The sequence below is a fragment of the Luteibacter sp. dw_328 genome (assembly GCF_018449605.1).
Taxonomy (GTDB): domain Bacteria; phylum Pseudomonadota; class Gammaproteobacteria; order Xanthomonadales; family Rhodanobacteraceae; genus Luteibacter.
Genome location: NZ_JAAVUW010000006.1, coordinates 145,519 through 165,991, shown reverse-complemented (window position 1 = coordinate 165,991; position 20,473 = coordinate 145,519). Strand labels below are relative to the sequence as shown.

Here is a 20,473-nt window from a genome sequence, read left to right as displayed (position 1 = left end):
TCACATGCCGCCAAGTACGGCGGCGACCAGGCCTTCCGCTTTCGCGTAGGGCGCGTAGAAGCTGGCGATCAGATCGCCGCTGCCACGCGTCACCACACCACGCTGGTTGGAAAATTCGCGGAAGCCGTCGACGCCGTGATGGCGGCCCATCCCGCTCGCGCCAACGCCACCGAAACCGAGCGACGGCAGCGATGCCTGTAGCGCGCAGGCGTTCACCGAAACACCGCCGGATGTCGTTTCTGCGATAACCCGCTCGATCTCGTCCGGCGAGTCCCCGAAGACATAAAGTCCCAGCGGCCGCTCGTCCGCGTTGATCCGATCGATGGCCTCATCGAGCTCGTCGTATACCAGCACCGGCAGGATGGGCCCGAACACCTCTTCCCGGGCGAGTCGAAGATCGGGCGATGGATCGACCACCAGGTACATCGGCATGCGCCGCGTCTCGCGATCGATCCGGCCATCATGTTCCAGGGCGACCACGCGCTCGCCACGATCGACCGCCTCGGTAAGCATGGCTTCGAGACGCTCGAGATGTCGCGTGGAGATGATGCCGGTGCAATCGGCGGAACGTGAATAGCCGGGCGCGTTATCGCGCATGTATGACATGGCCTCATCGACGAAGGCCGCCACTTCACCACGATGCACAAGGGCATAGTCCACGGACACGCACATCTGCCCGTTCTTGATGGTCTTGGTCCCGATGACCGACTCGACGTTGGTGGCCGTCACCGAGCCCGGCGTGAACAGCGCGGGACATTTGCCACCAAGCTCCAGTGTCACCGGCGTGAGGTTCGCCGCTGCCGCGGTCATGACGTCACGGCCGATCGCGGCGTTGCCCGTGTACAGGAGGTGGTCCCAGGGCATCGCGGCGAAGGCGCGTGCCAGTTCGACGCCACCGACGGCGACGTACACCAGCGAAGGGTCGAACGTCGCCGCGACCATCTCGTGTAACAGGGCCGCACAGGCTGGCGTGTAGTCGGATGGCTTGATCATCACGCGGTTGCCTGCTGCCAGCATATCGATCATCGGCCCGAGGGCCAGGTCGAACGGGAAGTTCCAGGGCACGATGTTGCCGACCACGCCCTTCGGCTGTGGCCGGACCATCGCCGTCGCGGTGCCCAGCATGGCCGGGTCGATATCCCGTGGCTGCGGCTGCATCCACGCCGCCAGGTGTTCCATGGCGTACTGTGCGCGACCGACCACGCCGAGGACCTCAATAAGATCGGATGCCGGCACCGGATGCGATCCGAAGTCGCGTATGAGCGCTCCGGCAATTCGCTCGCGATAGGTCAGGAGCATCGTGCACAGCGCTCCCAGCCGCCGGCGGCGCTCGTCGAGCGAGGGTGCGCGGTCCGACGAGAACGCGGCGCGCTGCGCTTCGAAGGCATTGCGCAGCGCGGCGATAGCCGCGTCGTCGTCAGCGTTCGCGGCGACAGCCGGCGCGCGCGGGTTCATCGGGATCGACATGGGGGTACTCCGCGGGAGGCGCACGATGCGCCGTGGACGTTCCGAGAATGCGATTCACCTGCGCACGCATGACATGCATCGCAAGTCGGGGCGACAACCGGTAGAGCAGCCAGCCGATGCCGGTCTGCGTCCAGGGGGTGAGACAGAACAGCTTGCGGCGACGGACGGCCGCGAGCACGTCGACGGCGACCTTCTCGGGCGCGGTGCCGTGCCGTGCGTAGTAGGCGACGGCTTCGGATTGATGGGCGAGCGTTTCACCGCGCATACGCGTGGTGGACGCGATCGCGGTGTCGATCACGCCAGGGCACAGGATCGTGACCCCCACACCGCTGCCGTCCAGCTCGGCGGCCAGCGACGTGGACAGGCCCACCACGGCGTGCTTCGACGCGCAGTAAGGCGCCATGCGTGGATGGGGGAAGAGGCCGGCGCCGGACGCCGTGTTGACGATGCGCGACGGCGCCGACTGCCGTTGCATGCGTGGCAGGAAGGCGTGGATACCGTGCACGACACCCATCAGGTTGACGGACAGCACGCGCTGCCAGTCCTCGAGCGAGGATTCGTCGACGCGAGCAGCGTGACCGATGCCTGCATTGTTGAAGAGCAGATCGACGCGTCCGTCTTCGGCGTAGATCGCGTCGGCGAGGGCGGCCACCGCCGCGGCGTCGGTCACATCGAGCGTATGTGCTCGCGCATCGGCAAGGCCGCTGGCTGTCGCCGTCGCCGCCGTGCCGTCGATATCCGCGCAGTGAACCCGTGCACCTTCGGCGGACAGCAAACGGGCGATGGCTCGCCCAATGCCGGAGCCCGCGCCTGTTACGACGGCGATCTGTCCCGCATGACGTCCGCTCGACGCACGTGGCAGTTCCGCCGTATCCGGACGGCGAAAGACAAGCAGCGGATCGTCGACGGGTTCCTTCAGCAACATGAGCCTGTCGCGACCCAGGTGCTGGGTGACCTTCCAGGGATGACGGCTGCCCTGGCGCGGTAACGCACCATCCGCGCGTTTGACGTAACCCGAGGCCAGCGCACCGAGGATGCTTTCGCTCGTCCTGCTGGCGGTCTCTTCGCGCGGTCTGACCTCGCTGGCGCCGATGCGGTCCATGTGGGCGATCAAACGGCAGAGGTAACGGGCGGCGAGTTCGACCTTCAGCGTCCACGGTGCGTTCGCATGACCGAAGACCAGGCCGAGGTTGGGAACACCCTCGACGAGCACGCCCTTGTAGGTCATGCGTTCGTGCAGCCTCACCGGTTCGCCGTCCACGCTGAGCGACATGCCGCCGAGCTGGCTGACGTTGAGCCCCGTAGCTGTGACGATGATATCGGCCGCGATCTCCTCACCGGACACGAGGCGGATGCCACCGGCGGTGAAGCGCTCGATGGCTCCCGTGACGATCGACGCCTTCCCCGACTTGAGCGCTTCGAACAGGTCTCCGTCGGGCACGACGCAGACACGCTGGTCCCAGGGCGCGTACGTCGGCGTGAAGTGCTTCATGTCCACGTACTTGCCGACGCGTGACTTGACGTGCGAGAGAAGGACGGAGCGCATGGCTTTCGGCCAGCGTGTGCTGGCCAGATAAACGCCACGCTGCAGCGCGATGAAACGCCACCGCGTGAAACGGTGGACCCATGCTGCCGGGAGGACACGACCGAGAAGACGGGACAGGCCGTCGACCGACGGCATGGAAACGATGTACGAGGGAGAACGCTGAAGCAGGGTGATCTGCGCGACTTCATGCGCCATCGCCGGCACCAGGGTAATGGCCGTGGCGCCGCTGCCGATCACGACGACTTTCTTGCCCGAAACATCCAGCTGCACGGGCCAATGCTGTGGGTGGATGCGCTGCCCGGTGAACACCTCTTCGCCGGGGAAGGTCGGCAGGTAGCCAGCGTCATGATCGTAGTAGCCGGTGCAGGCAAACAGGAAGGCGCAACGGAACCGTTCGATCTTCCCGCTAGCCTCGTCGACAACGGTGACCGACCAACGCTGCGCGCCGCTCGACCACGCCGCTGCCGTGACGCGGACCCCGTAATGGATACGGTCGTCAAGGTGGAATTCGCGCGCCGTGTCCGCGATGTACTGGCGGATGACGGCGCCGTCGGCCAGCGTGCGTGCGCCCTGCCAGGGACGAAACGCGTAGCCATAGCTGAACATGTCCGTGTCGGATCGGATACCGGGATAGCGAAACAGATCCCACGTACCGCCGATGGCGGCGCGGCGCTCGAGGATGGCGACGCTGCGGCCCGGGAAGGCTGTGACCACATGACACGCCGTGCCGATGCCGGCGAGCCCGGCACCGACGATCAGCACATCGACGAACGTTTCGGTCACGTCAGCGCCCTCGTCAGAGCGAGGCGCGCAACGTCACGCCGAACGTTCGGGGATCCCCGAGGAAGGCATTCTCCGAACCCGTCTGCAGGGCTGGATCGAAGTAAGCCTGCACGTAGGTGCGGTTGGTCAGGTTCTGGCCCCAGAGCTCAACCGTCCAGTGCTTGCCGATATCGCCGACGGTAAAGCGGGCTCCCACCAGCGTGTACGACTTCTGCGTCATCAGCGGATCGGGAAGACCACTGGCGAGATAGTCGCCGCTGTACTTCGCATTGACATTGAAACGACCGAACAGGCGACTGCCCATGTCCCATTGATAGGTCACACCCGACGATGCGCTCCAGCGCGGCGCGTACCCGGGCGTACTGCCCGGAACGTTCACCAGCGTCGGGTCGGCGAGGACATCGTTGCCAAACCGGGCTTTGGTATAGGTCGCCGCTGCCTGCAGCGTGAGCCCGCGCATCGGCGTCTGCCATAGCACGTCCGCATCGAGGCCTTGGGTGGTGAGCTGCGGGATCGAATCGACCACCCAGCTGATTCCGCTGAAGGTGTTGAGCTGGTAGTTGGTGTAGCGCGAATGGAACAGCGCGGCGTTGATCAGCAGGTTGCCATCGGCCCAGGTCGTCTTCGTGCCGAGCTCGAAGCTGTTGACCGCTTCGGCCGGGAACGATGTATCCGTCACAGGAATGACGCCGGAGCCACCACCGACCTGTCCGTTCGCCGACTGAACGCGCGCCAGGTTGTAGCCGCCCGCCTTGTAGCCGCGCGCTCCACTCAGGTAGACCATCATCTGATCGCTGAAGCGGTAGGCAGCCTTCAGGGTTCCCGACCAGTTGCTCTCGGTGAGGTTGTTCTGCACGTTGAGGCCATTGAACAGCGGGTTCTGCCAGGGCAGGCACATATTGCCGATGACCGTCGGCGCCACCAGCGGCACGAGCGATGCCGGCAGGCCTCGCGCAATCAGTGCCCGCCCCACGCCCGTGGTGGTCAGCGCGGCGCCGCACCCAAGGCCGCCATTCGGATCGTCGTAGCGGAAATCGGTTTTCTTCTGCTCGTGCGTGTAGCGCATGCCACCGGTAAGCGAGAAGGCATCGGTGATGTGCCAGGTGGCATTGCCGAAGGCCGCCTCGCTCTTCGAGTTCTGGTTCCACTGGTCGCGCTGGGCGACGCCGGTGAACGACTGCCCATAAGGCGCACCGGTGACCTGGGAAAAGAAATTCTGCGGATTGGCGGTGCTGAACAGGCCCGGCGGAAGCGCCGCGGCGATGCCATAAACGAGTTCGCTGGAGAGGAAGCCCTCGTACTGCGGCTGCTCGGTGATCTGCTCGCTGCGCTGCAGGCGCACGTTGTCGAAGTACACGCCACCCATCCAGTCGACGTGGTCGGTCGAACCGGCGTAGCGAAGCTCCTGTGAGAAGGTGTTGAAGCGTTCACCGTTGTTCGGGCTGAAGTCGTGGATAGCCAGGTTGGCGCCGTTGAAGTCGAGATCGCTCGCGCTCTCGAGGTTCCACTGGCGTACTGAGGTAATCGAGGTCAGCGTCGCGTTGTTTAGCCAGGGGGTATTCCAGTTCACCTCGGCCGACACACCCTTGTCGATGATTTTTTGTGTCGTATCGCTGTTGGCATAAGCAAGCCGGCGCGACGGATCGGCCGAGGGGATGACGCCCAGACCCGGGCCACCCGCGAAGACGTCGGTCAGGGCCGCGATGCCCGGATCACGGTGGGTGGTCACGGCCACGCAGCAGTTCTCGTTGCGCTGGGTGTAGTCGCCGATGATGTTGATGTCCACGTCCTTGGTCGGCTTGAGCAGCAGCTGGCCACGGAAGGAGTGGAAGTCCTGGTCATCGTCGTGGGTCTCGGTGCGCGGCCCCTGGTTGACGAAGACATCGTTGTAGCCATTGTGCTGACGATCCGCCACGTAGACACGAAAGGCCGCCCAGTCGGTGATCTTGTTGCTGTACGACGCCGAGACCCCGGCGGCGCGATAGTTGCCGACATCGAACTCGGCCGAACCCTGCTCGGTGAAGGTCGGACGCTGCGTGGTGATGTCGATGACGCCGGCCGTGGTGTTCTTGCCAAACACGGTGCCCTGCGGTCCCTTGAGCACCTCGATCTGGTTGATCTCGCCGAGGTCGCCGAAGCCCACGCCGACGCGGGCGCGGGGCACACCGTCGATCACCACACCCACCGACGATTCAAGCCCGGCGTTGTCGCCCGTGGTACCGACGCCACGGATGCGCGCCGTGGTGTTCGCCGTGGAATCGGTGCTGGTCACGACCAGGTCGGGCACGAGGATCTGCAGGTCCTTGATGTCGCGAACACCCGCGTCGTGCAGCTGCTGGCGATTCAGAGTCGCCATCGTCACCGGCACGTCCTGCAGGTATTCCTCGCGCTTCTGCGCGGATACCTTGATCTCGTTGAGCTTGGTGACCTTGGGCGAGCCGTCCGGGTTGGTCTCGGCGGCAGTGTCCGCCGGCTTCTTCGCCGCGGCGTCCTGCGCCATGGCGGTGCTTGCCGCAACCGTGGCCAGCGAGGCGGCGATCGACCACGCCAGGATGCGCCGCGAGTAATGCCATGAAGCCATGCCGTTCCCCCGTTGCCGTGCGAATGCACTTGATTCGGGGCGGAAGCTAGCACTTCCTTTTTCGGAAAACGGAACTTGGTACGGGGGTTTGCGCGAGTCATTGTTGCGTCGCGCAAGGCTGTGCCGGCATTTTGTATATTGCTTTAAAAAAGTCCTTTATAAACGACGTCGGCGCGATCCGGTCGATCGCGCCGACGTGTTGCGCAACAACATGGAAAGCAGGTCGCTGCGAGCGAACCGCGCGCTCCCCGTAGGAGCCGATTCATCGGCGATGGGTGCTCGCGACGGCACCCAACACCACGCTCCGCAGGGATCGCCGATGAATCGGCTCCTACACAAAGCCCGCGCGATCGGGCTACGACGGCGCGATCAGGCGACGACGACGTGCTCGCGGTAGCTGGCCAGGCGTTCGTCGGTCGTGCCGTAGCGAAGCTCGAAGGCGAGGAGGCGCTTGAAGGCATGACTGACGTCCAGCTCGTCGGTCATGCCCATGCCGCCGTGCAGCTGGACGGCCTGCTGGCCGATGTAGCGTGCCGCCTGCCCCATCAAGGCCTTTGCCGCGCACAGCGCCTCTCGCCGCTCCGGGAGATCGGGATTCGTGCATTGCGCTGTGGCCAGGTAGCTCATCGAGCGCGCCTGTTCCATGTGGATGAGCATCTCAGCCATGCGGTGTTGCAAGGCCTGGAAGCTGCCGATCGGCGTGCCGAACTGCACCCGCGACCGCGTATAGGCGATCGTCGCGGCGAGGATCCGCTCCATCGCACCCAGGGCATCGGAACAGAGGGCGGCCAGTCCCGCGTCGAGGGCGTCACGCACGGGCCCTAGCGCTTCGCCACCCACGCGGGCAGATACGTCGATGTGGACACCATCCAGTACCACGTCCGCCATGCGCTGACCGTCGACCGACCCGCGCGACGACACGTGCACGCCCGGCGTTTCCGGCGTAACCGCGAACACGCCCGTACCGTCGCCGGTACGTGCGACGACCAGGAGAAGACCGGCCACACCGGCGTGATAGACGCCTTGCAGCGAGCCTTCAAGCCACCACCCGCCGCGCTCCTCGCGCGCCTCGAATGCGGCATGCAGCGCATCTCCCTCGTCAGTGACGAGCACGGCCAGGAGGTCGCCGCTGCCAAGCGCCGGAAGCCATTCCGCGCGTTGCGTCGCCGAGCCGAGGTTGCCGATGACATGCGTGGCGACCACGGCGCTGGCGAGGAATGGCTCGAGCGAGAGCGCTTCACCCAGCGCACCCGCGACGAGCATCGTGCCCACGGGGCCCGCATCGAGCCCGCCATCCTCCTCGCGAATATTGATCGCGAGCAACCCCAGATCGGCCATCTGCGCCCAGACGTCGCGGGACCAGCCCTCGGCCGTCGCTGCAATGGCGTGGCGTACGTCGAAGCTGTAACGACTGGCCACGAAGCGACGCGTGGTGTCCTGCAGCATCTGCTGTTCGTCGGTGAACGAGAAGTCCATGTGCTGCTCCTAGAGACCGAGAATCATGTGGGCGATGATGTTGCGCTGGATCTCGTTGGATCCGCCGAAGATGCTCAGCTTGCGCAGGTTGAGGTAAGCACGGGTCGCCTGGAGCGCCTCGTCGTCGCCATCGGCATCGAGTCCCAGCGCACTGGCACCCAGCAGGTCCACATGCAGTTCGGAGATGCGTTGAAGGATTTCGGTGCCGCGGATCTTCAGCATCGATGCTTCCGGCCCGGGCGCGTGGTTGCGCGCTTCGGCAAAGATGACCCGAAGGTTGGTGATTTCAAGCGCACGCAGTTCCATCTCGACCTGGGCGACGCGGGTCGCGAAAACGGGGTCGTGCAGCCGGTTCCGTCCGTTGCGCGCCAGGCGGGCGGCGACTTCCCGAAGCCGCTGCAGGCCACGCTTGCTCGCCCCGATGCCGGCGATGTTGGTGCGCTCGTGACCGAGCAGGAACTTCGCATACGTCCAGCCGAGATTTTCCTCGCCGATGAGGTTCTCCGCCGGCACCCGGACGTTGTCGAACCAGATCTCGTTGACTTCGAAGGTACCGTCGAGAAGCCGCGTCGGCCTCACCGTGATGCCCGGCGACTTCATATCGACGAGGATGAAGGAGATGCCCTTCTGTGGCTTGACCGTGGGATCCGTCCGCACCAGGCAGAAGATCCAGTCGGCGAACTGGCCGAGCGTGTTCCAGACCTTCTGCCCGTTCAACACGTACTCGTCGCCGTCGCGCTCGGCCTTCATCTTCAGCGAAGCGAGATCCGAACCCGAGCCGGGTTCCGAGTAACCCTGGCACCACCAGTCTTTCCCCTCGATGATGCCGGGAAGGAATCGTGCCTGTTGTTCGGCACTGCCGTAGCGCATCAGGACGGGCGCGACCATCTTCACGCCGAAGGCCAGCTGCATCGGTGCATCCGCCAGCGAGCATTCGTTCTCGAAGATGTACTGCTGGGTCTTGCTCCAGCCCGTGCCACCGAAGTCCGCAGGCCAGGCGGGAGCGCCCCACCCGCGGGCATGCAAGAGGCGTTGCCAGGCGAGGATGTCTTCGCGCACGTGGCTCTCGTCCGCACGTCGCATGCGGTCGCGAATTTCGGCAGGCAGGCTGGTTGCGAGGAACTGACGTACCTCGTCGCGGAAGGCCAGTTCGTCGGGACTGAAATCGAGATCCATGGAAACTCCGGCGCCGTTGGGGCGCAGTCGTCAGGTAGGGTAATAGCGAACGAGCATCTGCGCGACGCAGGCGGGCTTGTCGCCCCCGTCGATCTCGACCGATGCGGTCCAGAACGCCTGGACGCCACCGGTGACAGGCTCGACGCGATCGAGGACGAGGTGGGCGCGAATACGTGCACCGACACGCACCGGGGCCGGAAACCGGACGCGGTCCAGGCCGTAGTTCACGGCCATGCGGATGCCATCGATACGGATGGTGGACTCGAACATCGCGGGCAGCAGGGACAGTGTGAGGTAACCATGCGCGACGGTACCGCCAAAGGGCGACTCGCGGGTCGCGCGCTCCGGATCGGTATGGATCCATTGCTGGTCGCCCGTTGCATCGGCGAAGCCCTGGACGCGCTCCTGATCGATGCGCAGCCACTCACTCACGGCCACATCGTGACCGGCGAGGGACGCGAGCGCCTCGAGGCTGTCGACGATGCGCAGGCCGCCGCCGTCAGACGGCACTCTGGCCACCGTCGATAGCGAGGATCTGCCCGGTGATGTGCTTGCCCGCATCGGACGCGAAGAGCAAGGCCGCGCCTTTCAGGTCCTCGTCGTCGCCGAGGCGCCGCAAGGGCGACTGGGCGATCAACGCCTCCTCACCCAGGGCGAGGATCAGCTTCTCTGACATTCTCGACGGAAAGAACCCGGGGGCCAGGGCATTCACGGTAATGCCGTGCACGCCCCATTCGCCGGCGAGCGCACGCGTGAGATTCACGACGGCACCCTTGCTGGCGTTATACGCGATGGTCTGCATGGTTCCCGGTGGGTTGCCACGCAAGCCGGCCACCGAGGCGACATTGATGACGCGGCCATAGCGACGCGGAATCATCGAGTCCCGCGCGATGCGCTGGCTCAGCAGGAACAGACCGCGCACGTTGAGGTTGAACACTTTGTCCCATGCCTCGAGCGGATGCGACTCGGCGGGCGCGCCCCAGCTGGCGCCCGCATTGTTTATCAGGATATCGACGTGGCTCATCTGTGCCAGTGCGGCATCGGCGAGCGCAGTCACGTCGGTTTCCCTGGAAACGTCGGCGGCGAAGACATCGACGGAGATACCACGACCGCGAAGATGGGTGGCTGCCTGCTCGAGTTCGTCGGCCTTGCGCGCGGAAATCATCAGCCGTGCACCGTATGCACCGAGTGCTTCGGCAATCTGCAGGCCTAGCCCGCGAGAGCCGCCGGTAACGAGGGCGGTCTTGCCGCTGAGGTCAAAAAGGGATCTGTCGTTCACGATGGAGAGTCCTTGCGATCAGAAGAAGTCGTCGTGCATGTCCAGCGGCGTGCGATCCAGACTCGCGAGCAGGTCGAGCTGTGCATCCACGCGGGGCGATTCCCAGCGGAAGAAGTACCGCGCGGCACGGCGCTTGCCCTCGTAGAAGTCACCGGCCCGATCCGCTGCGACCAGTGCCTGTTCGAGCCAGATCCAGGTGATGGCGATATGCCCGAATGCTTCGAGATAGAGACTGGCATTGGCTAGTGTCAGCTGGATGTCGCCGGTTGACCAGAGCTGGCGGGTGACCTCGCCCAGACGCTGCAGTCGTGCGCGCAACGCCAGCGCGTCGCCCTCGAGTGCCGGCCTCGCCACGGCGCGATCGATGGCGCCATTCACGCGCGCGGCGAAGGCGGCAAAGGCGGCGCCGTCGTTCATGACCACCTTGCGCCCGAGCAGGTCCATGGCCTGGATGCCATGGGTCCCCTCATGGATCGCGTTCAGGCGATTATCGCGCCAGAACTGTTCCACCTTGTATTCGCGGGTGTAGCCGTATCCGCCGTGCACCTGGATGGCGAGGTCGTTGGCCGCGAGGCACCACTGGGCCGGCCAGCTCTTGGCAATAGGCGTAAGGATATCGAGCAGCTGGATGATCGCCGCCCGCTCCGTGGTATCGGCCGCCGTGGCGGCCTCGTCGACAAGACGAGCGCAGTACAGCGTGAAAGCGAGACCGCCTTCCACATAGGCCTTCTGCGCAAGCAGCATGCGGCGGATATCGGCGTGCTCGACGATGCGTACCTGGGGCGTGGTCGGGTCTTTGCCTGCCGCACCCGGCGGACGCCCCTGCGGGCGCTGCCGGGCATAGTCGAGCGCGTGCAGGTAGCCCGTATACCCCAGCGCCACGGCGCCAAGCCCGACGCCGATCCGTGCCTCGTTCATCATGTGGAACATATAGGCGAGGCCGTGATGGGCCTCACCGACGAGGTAGCCGATGGCACCACCCTTCCCTTCCGGCGTGTGGCGTGTGCCTTCGCCGAAATTGAGCAGGCAGTTCACCGTCCCGCGGTAACCCATTTTGTGATTGATGCCTGCGAGGCGCACATCGTTGCGTTCGCCGAGTTTGCCGTCTTCGTCGACCAGAAACTTGGGCACGACGAGCAGCGAGATACCACGCACGCCGGGAATCAGCTGGCCATCGGGTCCGGGTATCTTCGCCAGCACCAGATGAACGATGTTTTCGGAGAGTTCGTGGTCGCCGCCGGAGATCCACATCTTGTTGCCGAACACGCGATAACGCGGACCCAGGGCCGACTCGCCGTCGTACTCGGCACGCGTGCGGATATCCGAGAGCGACGACCCTGCCTGCGGTTCGGAGAGACACATGGTGCCGTGGAACCGGCCCTGCAGTTCGGGCTCGACGAAGGTGCGGATCTGCGCCGGGTTGCCATGCGCCAGCAGGAGATTGGCGTTGCCCAGCGTGAGCAAGGGATACGCCGTTGTACCCACGTTCGCCGCGTAGAGGTAGGCCATGCCGGCCGTCGCGACGACCATCGGCAGCTGCATGCCACCGATGTCCGCATCCTGGCCGGCCAGCATCAGTCCGGCGTCGATGAAGGCGTGCAGCGCGGGCGCGACCTCGTCGATCAGTCTTACCTTCTCGCCGTCGAACGTCGGCTCGTGTTCGTCGGCCTTCTTGTAGTGCGGGGCGAAGTAGTCGGTCGCGATCTGCTCGTAGGTATCGAGCACGGCGTCGAAGGTGGCGCGGTCATGGCCGGCGTAGCGCGGTGTCGCCGCGAGTGCCGGCACGTCGAGCCATTCGTAAAGAAGAAACTCGATGTCGCGGCGGGAGAGGAGCAGGGAGGTCATCGAAGGTCAGACCACTTCGAACAGGCCGGCCGCACCCTGGCCGCCACCGACGCACATGGTGACGACAACGTACTTCACGCCTCGCCGCTTGCCTTCGATGAGGGCATGACCGACCAGTCGCGCACCGCTCACACCATACGGATGCCCGACGGCAATCGCGCCGCCGTCCACGTTGAGCCTGTCGTGGGGGATGCCCAACGTGTCCATGCAGTAGAGCACCTGTACGGCGAAGGCCTCGTTCAGTTCCCAAAGGCCGATGTCATCGACCGTCAGACCCGCGCGCCGGAGCAGCTTGGGCACCGCATAGATCGGGCCCACGCCCATTTCGTCGGGCTCACAGCCGGCGACCGCAAAGCCGCGGAAGATACCCAGTGGCGACAGTCCCTTGCGCTCGGCGAGTGCGGCATCCATCAATACGGCTGCCGAAGCGCCATCAGAGAACTGGCTGGCATTACCTGCGGCGATGACGCCGCCCGGGAGTGCCGGACGAATCTTCGACACGCCTTCGTACGTCGTATCGGCACGGATACCCTCGTCGGCCGTGAGCGTGACCTCGCGCGTTAGCAACTGTCGTGTTTCGGGATCGGCCACGCCGGCAAGCACGGTGATCGGCACGATTTCCTTGTCGAAGCGACCCGCTGCCGCCGCCTCCGCGGCGCGGCGCTGGCTCTCGGCACCGTAGCGGTCCTGACGCTCGCGCGAAATGCCGTAGCGCTTGGCCACGGTCTCGGCGGTCTGCAGCATCGACCAGTAGATCGCCGGCTTGTTGTCGAGCAGCCAGCCCTCGGTGAGCATGTGCTGGTTGATGAACGGCTGCACGCAGGAGATGCTCTCGACGCCGCCGGCCACGTGGATCTCGCCTTCGCCAGCGATGATCCGCTGCGCCGCCATGGCGATGGTCTGTAGCCCCGACGAACAGAAGCGGTTCACGGTGGCGCCGGGCACGCTCACCGGCAGGCCCGCGCGCAAGGCGATCTGCCTGGCGATGTTGACGCCTGTCGCACCTTCCGGATTGGCGCAGCCCATCAGTACATCTTCGACCTCGCCCGGTTCGATGCCGGCGCGCGCGACCGCGTGTTCAACCACGTGGCCACCCAGCGTGGCGCCGTGGGTCATGTTGAGGGCGCCCTTCCAGCTCTTGGCCAGCGCGGTGCGAGCGGTGGAAACGATGACAGCTTCTTTCACGTGAATATCCCGATGCAAAGGCGTGGAATGGCGACGGTGGCGTCTCAGCCGTTGAACGAGCCGCCCTCGGCGGCGAGCTTCACCAGCAGGGGTGCCGGCTCCCAGTCGCTGCCCTGGTGGCCCTTGGCGAACCTGCGCATCGAGGCGAGGACGTTGAACAGTCCGACACTGTCCGCATGGAACATCGGGCCACCACGCCATACCGGGAAGCCGTAACCGTAGAGATAGACGACGTCGATATCCGAGGCGCGGGCCGCGATGCCCTCTTCGAGGATGCGTGCACCTTCGTTCACGAGGGCGTAGACGAGGCGCTCGACGATCTCGCTATCGGGGATGTCGCGCGGCGGCACGCCAATGCCCCTTGCGTACTCGGCGACCATCGCCTCGACTTCCGCCGAGGGGTAAGCCTTGCGGTCGCCGGGCTTGTAGTCGTACCAACCCTTGCCTGCCTTCTGGCCGAAGCGGCCCATCTCGCACAGCAGGTCGGCGGTTTTGGAATAGATCAGATCCGGTTGCTCGACGAGCCGGCGCTTGCGGATCGCCCAACCGATATCGTTGCCGGCGAGATCGCTCATGCGGAAAGGCCCCATGGCGAAGCCGAAGGATTCCGCCGCGTGATCGATCTGCTGCGGCGTGGCGCCCTCTTCCAGCAGGAAGCCTGCCTGCCGGCCGTACTGCTCGATCATGCGATTGCCGATGAAGCCGTCGCACACGCCGGAAACGACGGCCGTCTTGCCGATCTTCTTTGCGATAGCCATCACGGTAGCGAGGACATCCTTTGCCGTCGCCGATCCGCGCACAACCTCGAGCAACTTCATGATGTTGGCCGGGCTGAAGAAATGCATGCCGACGACACTCTCCGGCCGTGCGGTCAGTGCGGCGATCCGGTTCACGTCGAGCGTGGAGGTGTTGCTGGCAAGGATCGCCCCAGGCTTCGCCACGGCGTCGAGCTTCTCGAAAACCGCCTTCTTCACGGCGTAATCCTCGAAGACCGCCTCGATGATCAGGTCGGCATCGGCGAGATCTTCGTAGCGAAGCGTCGGCGTCAGCAGACCCAGGCGCTGCTCGACCTGTTCCGCCGTGAGCTTGCCCTTCTTCGCGCTGCTCTCGTAGTTCCTGCGTATCGTGCCGAGACCTCGGTCGAGCGGTTCCTGTGCCGTTTCCAGCAGCGTTACCGGGATACCGGCGTTGAGGAAGTTCATGGTGATGCCGCCGCCCATGGTGCCGGCGCCGATCACGCCGACGCGGCGGACCTCGCGTTGCGGCGTATCCGAGGCCACGTCGGGAATCTTGCTGGCGGCACGATCGCTGAAGAACACGTGCCGCAAGGCCTTCGATTCCGGCGTGTTGACCAGCACGGCAAAGGCTTCGCGCTCGACGAGGATGCCTTCGTCGAAGCTTCGCTTCACAGCCGCCTCGATGGCATCGATGCATTTGAGCGGCGCGGGATAGCTGGCGGCTGCCGCAGCCACGGCACCTCGTGCGAAGCCGAGAAAACCTTCAGGGTTCGGATGTTCGACACGCATGTCGCGCACACGGGGCAGCGATCCACCGACCATGCCACGCGCCACCTCGACGGCTGCCCCAACGGTGTCCGAATCGACCAGCTTCTCGAACAACCGTGTGGCGGCCAGCCGCTTCGCCTTCACCGGCTCGCCCGAGACGATCATGTTTAGCGCAACCTCGAGCCCCGCCGCGCGCGGGAACCGCTGCGTACCACCGGCCCCCGGCAGGATGCCCAGCTTTACTTCGGGCAGGCCGATGAGTGCCGCACTGTCGGCCACACGCGCATTCATACCCAGCGCCAGCTCGAGTCCACCGCCAAGCGCGAGACCTTCGATGGCCGCGACGAGCGGCTTGGTGCTGCGCTCGAAGCGAGCGATCACCGTCGGCAGGGTCGGTTCCTGCGATGCCTCCGGCTTGTTGAACTCACGAATATCGGCGCCGCCCGAGAAGGCGCGCGCATCACCGGTAACGACGACGGCACGAACGGCATCGTCGTCAAGGGCGCGATCGAGCGATTCGACGAGGCCACGGCGGGTAGCGATACCCAGGCCGTTGACCGGCGGGTTGGACATGCGCAGTACCGCGACGTCGCCGCGGATTTCATACGTGACGGACATGTGCTGTGGACCCTTTATCGAATGGGAGCTTGCGAGCGAAAGACCAGGCGAGCTCGGCGAGCGGCTCGACGTACTGTGCGTGTTCGTTGCCCGTGGAATTGCTGGCGATGCCTTCGCTGGCACGCTTGGCGATGCCCTGGACGATGGCGGCGAGACGGAACACGTTATAAGCGAGGAAATAGTTCCAGTCGGCTTCCGCGGCGCCGGTACGTTCGCGGTACATCGCGATGTAGGTCGCCTCGTCCGGAATGCCGAGCGCCGCCAGGTCGAGATCGCGCAGCCCGCGCAGCGCGCCCTGTGGCATGTGCCAGCTCATCAGGTGGTAGGCGAAATCGGCGAGGGGGTGACCCAGTGTCGAGAGTTCCCAGTCGATGACCGCGAGGATGCGCGGCTCGGTCGGGTGGAAGATGACGTTGTCGATACGGTAGTCGCCGTGGACGAGCGACACCTGCGGCGTCTCTTCGGACGGAATGTTCGCCGGGAGCCATTCGATCAGGCGCTCCATCGCGTCGATACGCTGTAGCTCACAAGCGCGGTACTGCCGCGTCCAGCGGTCGACCTGGCGAACGAAGTAGTTGCCGGCTTTGCCGTAGTCGCCGAGGCCGAGCGCGGCCACGTCCAGGCCGTGCAACGCGGCGATGACGCGATTGAGTTCGACATAGATTGCGTGCCGCTCCTCCGCCGGCACGCCGGGCAGGGATTGCTCCCAGAAGATCCGTCCTTCGACGAAGTCCATGATGTAGAAGGCACGCCCGATGATCGATTCGTCTTCGCACAGGCGATACATCTTCGCCACGGGGACGTCGCTGCCGAACAACGCAGACTGCACACGGAACTCGCGGTCGATCGCATGCGCGGACGGCAACAGCTTCGCCGCCGGTGCCGGCTTCGTTCGCATCACGTAGCGTGAGGAAGGCGTGTCCAGGAGATAGGACGGATTTGACTGTCCCACCTTGAACCGGGATATCTTCAAGGGGCCCGCGAAGCCATCGACGTGACTGGTGAGCCAGCGCTCCAGCACAGCGGCATCGAACGGGATGGTGGCGTCGGACAGTGACGTGCTCATGCGACCACGGCGCGCAGGCAACCGTTGAGCAGCTCGGGTACGACGGCCAGCGTGTCGGACTGCGCCGCGTAATCGACTTCGTGCTGCAAGCCATGAGCTCGCATCATGCGGCCCACGCGTGACTGGCCCAGTGCGGTACCCGCGTCGCATCCCCGGTAGAGGAGGAGCGCCGCGAGAGCGGCATCGGAAAGTTTGTAGTGGCCGCTCCGCTCGAAATGCGCAGCGAGATGACCGGCGCCGTAGAAGTCTTCGAGGTTGAAATGATTCATCGAGCCTGCGCACACGAGCAGGACATTAGCCTCGGGATGTGCCGCGACCACATGGGATACCAGGGCGTCGCCGTTCAACAGGGCGCCGGCGTAGACGTGGGCCGCCCCTGCTGCGCCATTGAGCGCGACGGTACCGTTGGTCGTCGCATACACCAGTGTCGTACCTCCGAGCGGTGTTCGAGACAACGCCAGGGGCGTCGCGGGCCCGAAGCCCGGCAGTTCGTCGGCGAGATACTCGCCGGCGAGCGCTGGTTCGTCCAGGCCGTCAGCGATGCGCCGCGCGTCGTCGGCGTCCCGTGCAGGCCATAACGCGTCGAGTCCCTGACCGAACGCGTGCACGATCGTCGAGGTGGCAAACAGCACGTCGAGCACGATCACCACCTTGTCCGCGAGGCGGGCGGGATCCAGCTCTTCCTTCTTGAGCAACACGTGCAGCTTCGGCATGCGGTGTTTCGCTCCAAGTTCCGCTAGACGGAACACTGTTCTGAAATGAATGACTTACGAGGCGATGGGGTGCAGAAGAATAGATGCGCACCCCCATTGTCAAGAGCGGATCACCGGTTCTAGGATGGGCGGCAGACGTGGAATGATGTTCCGTCTGACGGAACTTAAGCCTTAGCTCCCACACAGGATGCGGCATGGATTTCTCGTTCACCCCGAAGGTCGAAGAACTGCGTGCCCGCTTGTTGGCCTTCTTCGACGAGTTCATCTACCCGAGCGAAGCGGCTTACCACGAGGAAATCCAGCGCAATCGCGCTGCCGGCAACCCCTGGCTTCCGCTGCAGTTGCTCGAGCCGCTGAAGCAGCGTGCCAGGGAACAGGGCTTGTGGAACCTGTTCCTGCCGCGATCCGAACGCGCGCCGCAAGGTCTTTCGAACCTGGAATACGCCCCCCTCAGCGAAATCATGGGACGTGTGTACTGGGCGGCCGAGGTGTTCAACTGCTCCGCGCCCGATACGGGCAACATGGAAACGCTGGAGCGCTACGGCAGCGAGGCCCAGAAAACCCAGTGGCTGGAACCGCTCCTGGCCGGCGATATCCGCTCCGCGTTCCTGATGACCGAGCCATCCGTGGCCTCGTCGGACGCGACCAACATCGAGTGCTCGATTCGCCGGGACGGCGACAGCTACGTCATCAACGGACGCAAGTGGTTCTCGTCGGGCGCGGGCGATCCGCGCTGCACGCTGTACATCGTCATGGGCAAGACCGACCCGGCCGCGGCCACCCATCAGCAGCAATCGATGATCCTGGTGCCGGCCCAGACGTCGGGTGTCCGGACACTCCGCGCGCTCACCGTTTTTGGCTACGACGACGCACCGCATGGCCACATGGAGATCGATCTGCACGACGTGCGCGTTCCTGCCGACCACCTTCTACTGGGTGAGGGGCGCGGCTTTGAAATTGCCCAGGGGCGTCTCGGCCCGGGTCGTATACATCACTGCATGCGCACGATCGGCGCGGCGGAACGCGCGCTCGAACTGCTCTGTCGCCGCGTGCAAAGTCGCGTCGCCTTCGGTAAGCGCCTCGCCGAGCAGTCGGTGTGGCATGAACGCATCGCGCAGTCGCGCTGCATGATCGAGCAGGCACGTCTGCTCACGTTGAAAGCCGCGTACATGATGGACACCGTCGGCAACAAGGTGGCACGGCGGGAGATTGCCATGATCAAGGCGGTGGCCCCGACCATGGCCTGCCAGATCATCGACTGGGCGATCCAGGCGCACGGTGGCGCCGGCGTCAGCGATGACTTCCCGCTTGCCGGAAGCTATGCAGGCATCCGCTCGCTTCGGCTGGCCGATGGCCCGGATGAAGTTCACAACGGCACGATCGCCCGCCTCGAGCTGGCGCACTACGCAGGACAAGCCCATGGGTAACCCCAAGCGCAAGATCGACACACTGAGCCTGGCGATTGACGAGAACGATCCGCAGTTCGTCAGCGCGGTAGCCCGCGCGTTTTCGATCCTGCGTTGTTTCGAATACGGGTCGAAGTATCTCGGCAACCGCGACATCTCAGCACAGACCGGACTGCCCAAGGCGACCGTTTCCCGTCTCACCTTCACCCTCGCCCAGCTCGGCTACCTCAGTTACTCCGAGATCCTCGAGAAGTATTCCCTCGGTACCGCATTGCTGTCGCTGGGCCACGCCTATATGCGCGCCAACGACGTCGTTGCGGTCGCTCGCCCCCTGATGATGGAACTGGCCGAGTACACGCAGTCGGCAGTCATGCTCGGCGAGGCCGACCGCGGCCGCATGGTCCTGCTCGAGGTATGCCAGGGAGATCCCTCCTTCGAGATGAAACTCGCCGTGGGCGCACGCGTGCCGCATGGCTCGACGGCGCTGGGCCGCGCCGACCTCGCGGCGCGACCGATCGACATGTTCAACCGCCACCTCATGGAACTGGAGATGGAATGCGAGCCGGGCTACTGGCCCAGGATCCGGTCCGGCATCGTCCGGGCGCGCCAGGACTATGAGCATTACGGGTTTTGTTTCTCGCTCGGCGACTGGAATCCAGAGATTTTCGCGGTCGGTGTCCCGATGGTTTCCGCCGATGGCGGCCGCACGCTGGCGTTGAACGTCAGCGGTCGCGTAGCCATGGTGACGCGCGAGAAGCTGGTCGACGACTTCGGCCCGAAGCTCGTCGCATTACGCGACAAGGTCACCCACGTCATGCGGGGACGGCTCTGATGAAAGCCATCGTTTGCGATGCCTGGGGAGCGCCGTCCTCGCTGGTCCTCCGCGACCTGCCCTCGCCCGTGCCCGGGGCTGCCCAGGTGCTGGTGCGAACACGGGCTGCGGCGGTGAATTTCCCCGATGCGCTGATCGTCGCGGGGAAGTACCAGTTTCGGCCGGAATTTCCCTTCTCACCGGGCGGCGAGCTTTCCGGCGAAATCATTGCCGTCGGTGCCGACGTGAGCCACCTCACGGTCGGCGACAAGATCGTCGGCCTGACGCCTTACGGCGCTTATGCGCAGGAAGTCGTCGTCGACGCCACACATGTGCTGCCGTTACCGCGCGACATCGCCGACGACGAACTCGAGGTCGCCGGTAGCTTCGTGCTCACCTACGGCACGTCCCTGCATGCCTTGAAGGATCGCGCCCAGGCCCAGCCGGGCGAGACGCTGCTCGTGTTGGGTGCCGGCGGCGGCGTCGGTATCGCCGCGGTAGAGATAGGCAAGCTGCTCGGCTTGCGCGTCATCGCTGCCGCGTCGAACGAAGCCAAGCTGACCGCCGCACGCGAGCATGGCGCCGACGAAACGATCGATTACACACGCGAAGACCTGCGTGAGCGCGTTAAAGCGCTCACGGGCGGGCGCGGGGTCGACGTGGTCTACGACCCGGTGGGCGGTGACTTCGCCGACCCTGCGCTACGCAGCGTGGGCTGGCGGGGTCGTTACCTCGTCGTCGGTTTCGCTGCGGGCGAGATCCCTAAGATCCCGATCAACCTGCTTCTGCTCAAGGGCAGCTCGCTCGTCGGCGTGTTCTGGGGCGACTTCGTGCGCCGTGAGCCCGCTCTCAACGCAGCGAACATGAAGCAGCTGCTCACGTGGCTGCGCGAGCGACAGATCCACCCACATATCTCGCGACGCTACCCGCTCTCGCGAGCGGCGGACGCGCTCGATGCGCTGCTCGCCCGCGAAGCCGTGGGCAAGCTTATGATCCTGCCGCAGCAGGTCGACTGA

General features: G+C 65.0%; 15 protein-coding genes. 3 read left to right on the top strand and 12 right to left on the bottom strand.

The window, feature by feature from the left end; translation table 11 throughout:
- From HB634_RS15705 to HB634_RS15650, 12 genes are all read right to left on the bottom strand, one after another.
- Positions 1-1,467 (bottom strand): aldehyde dehydrogenase family protein, encoded by a 1,467-nt coding sequence (locus tag HB634_RS15705; protein WP_063571629.1) that lies wholly within the window; start codon positions 1,465-1,467, stop codon positions 1-3.
- Entirely contained in the window at positions 1,418-3,796 is a 2,379-nt protein-coding gene (locus HB634_RS15700; protein WP_213949224.1) for an SDR family NAD(P)-dependent oxidoreductase, read from the bottom strand. The genes HB634_RS15705 and HB634_RS15700 overlap by 50 nt, the downstream gene beginning before the upstream one ends.
- Positions 3,797-3,809: 13 nt before the next feature.
- The gene (locus HB634_RS15695) at positions 3,810-6,377 is read right to left on the bottom strand and encodes a TonB-dependent receptor (RefSeq protein ID WP_255548635.1); all 2,568 of its coding nucleotides are present in this window, start codon (positions 6,375-6,377) and stop codon (positions 3,810-3,812) included.
- Positions 6,378-6,746: 369 nt separating this feature from the next.
- Positions 6,747-7,853, bottom strand: coding sequence for an acyl-CoA dehydrogenase (locus tag HB634_RS15690; protein WP_213949223.1), 1,107 nt, complete (start codon positions 7,851-7,853; stop codon positions 6,747-6,749).
- Between the two features lie 9 nt (positions 7,854-7,862).
- Positions 7,863-9,029, bottom strand: coding sequence for an acyl-CoA dehydrogenase family protein (locus HB634_RS15685; RefSeq protein WP_213949222.1), 1,167 nt, complete (start codon positions 9,027-9,029; stop codon positions 7,863-7,865).
- 30 nt (positions 9,030-9,059) lie between these two features.
- Positions 9,060-9,539: a MaoC family dehydratase gene (locus HB634_RS15680; RefSeq protein WP_345777507.1), complete on the bottom strand. Its 480-nt coding sequence runs from the start codon at positions 9,537-9,539 to the stop codon at positions 9,060-9,062.
- Positions 9,529-10,308, bottom strand: a complete 780-nt coding sequence (locus tag HB634_RS15675; protein ID WP_213949221.1) for an SDR family oxidoreductase — start codon at positions 10,306-10,308, stop codon at positions 9,529-9,531. The genes HB634_RS15680 and HB634_RS15675 overlap by 11 nt, the downstream gene beginning before the upstream one ends.
- Positions 10,309-10,326: 18 nt before the next feature.
- Entirely contained in the window at positions 10,327-12,153 is a 1,827-nt protein-coding gene (locus tag HB634_RS15670; RefSeq protein ID WP_213949220.1) for an acyl-CoA dehydrogenase, read from the bottom strand.
- Between the two features lie 6 nt (positions 12,154-12,159).
- Positions 12,160-13,338 carry an acetyl-CoA C-acyltransferase gene (locus tag HB634_RS15665; RefSeq protein WP_063570425.1) on the bottom strand — a complete coding sequence of 393 codons (1,179 nt, stop codon included), beginning with the start codon at positions 13,336-13,338 and terminating at the stop codon, positions 12,160-12,162.
- Between the two features lie 44 nt (positions 13,339-13,382).
- On the bottom strand, positions 13,383-15,461 hold the full coding sequence (locus HB634_RS15660) for a 3-hydroxyacyl-CoA dehydrogenase NAD-binding domain-containing protein (RefSeq protein ID WP_063570426.1): 2,079 nt from the start codon (positions 15,459-15,461) through the stop codon (positions 13,383-13,385).
- Positions 15,445-16,527, bottom strand: a complete 1,083-nt coding sequence (locus HB634_RS15655; RefSeq protein ID WP_213949218.1) for a phosphotransferase — start codon at positions 16,525-16,527, stop codon at positions 15,445-15,447. The genes HB634_RS15660 and HB634_RS15655 overlap by 17 nt, the downstream gene beginning before the upstream one ends.
- The gene (locus tag HB634_RS15650; protein ID WP_213949217.1) at positions 16,524-17,240 is read right to left on the bottom strand and encodes a 2-phosphosulfolactate phosphatase; all 717 of its coding nucleotides are present in this window, start codon (positions 17,238-17,240) and stop codon (positions 16,524-16,526) included. The genes HB634_RS15655 and HB634_RS15650 overlap by 4 nt, the downstream gene beginning before the upstream one ends.
- A gap of 194 nt (positions 17,241-17,434) precedes the next feature.
- Here HB634_RS15650 and HB634_RS15645 point away from each other — a divergent pair, with 194 nt between their 5' ends.
- From HB634_RS15645 to HB634_RS15635, 3 genes are read left to right on the top strand one after another with little or no spacing between them, the layout of a single operon-like run.
- On the top strand, positions 17,435-18,667 hold the full coding sequence (locus HB634_RS15645; protein WP_063570429.1) for an acyl-CoA dehydrogenase family protein: 1,233 nt from the start codon (positions 17,435-17,437) through the stop codon (positions 18,665-18,667).
- Positions 18,660-19,478, top strand: a complete 819-nt coding sequence (locus tag HB634_RS15640) for an IclR family transcriptional regulator (protein WP_063570430.1) — start codon at positions 18,660-18,662, stop codon at positions 19,476-19,478. Before HB634_RS15645 ends, HB634_RS15640 begins: the two co-directional genes overlap by 8 nt.
- Positions 19,478-20,473 (top strand): NADPH:quinone oxidoreductase family protein, encoded by a 996-nt coding sequence (locus tag HB634_RS15635; RefSeq protein ID WP_213949216.1) that lies wholly within the window; start codon positions 19,478-19,480, stop codon positions 20,471-20,473. The genes HB634_RS15640 and HB634_RS15635 overlap by 1 nt, the downstream gene beginning before the upstream one ends.